Source organism: Intestinirhabdus alba (assembly GCF_009711095.1).
In the GTDB taxonomy this organism is placed as follows: domain Bacteria; phylum Pseudomonadota; class Gammaproteobacteria; order Enterobacterales; family Enterobacteriaceae; genus Intestinirhabdus; species Intestinirhabdus alba.
The window spans coordinates 1-584 of the sequence record NZ_WMJZ01000140.1 but is presented as its reverse complement, the minus strand read 5'-3'; the positions used below and the strand labels follow the sequence as shown (position 1 = coordinate 584).

The window sequence follows — 584 nt, the reverse complement described above, 5'->3', positions numbered from 1 at the left end:
CATGACTCATTCTTTGCCCTGGGAGGGCATTCACTGCTGGCCGTTCAGATGATCGACCAGTTGCGCAGGCGGGGAGTCCGCCTTGCCGTGCAGGATTTATTTAAAACCCCGGTGCTGTCGGCACTGGCCCGGCGTCTGACCCCCCTGGATGAGTCGCCTGTTCCCGACAACCTGATCCCTAAAAATGCCCGGTGCATCACACCAGAGATGTTGCCGTTAGTCTCCCTGACCCAGCCGGAGATTGACCGGGTGGTGGCCAGCGTTCAGGGCGGGGTGCAGAACGTGCAGGACATTTACGGGCTGTCTCCGCTGCAGGACGGTATCCTGTTTCACCACTTGCTGGCAACGCAGGGCGATCCCTACCTTCTGGTGGGCCAGATGGCCTTCAACGACCGCCGGTCGCTGGATCGCTATCTGGCGGCGTTGCAGCGGGTGGTGGCCCGGCATGATATTTTACGGACCGGGTTTGTCTGGCAAGGAGTGACCGTTCCGGTGCAGGTGGTATGGCGGGAGGCTCCGCTCGCGATCGGCGAGCTGACGTTAGATCCTGCAGACGGACCGATAGGCCGGCAACTGGCTGAGCG

1 protein-coding gene is annotated in these 584 nt (G+C 61.8%); it reads left to right on the top strand.

What is annotated here, in order from left to right; genetic code table 11:
- On the top strand, nucleotides 1–584 hold a 584-nt coding region (locus GJV78_RS22765), incomplete at both ends, for a condensation domain-containing protein (protein WP_155110322.1).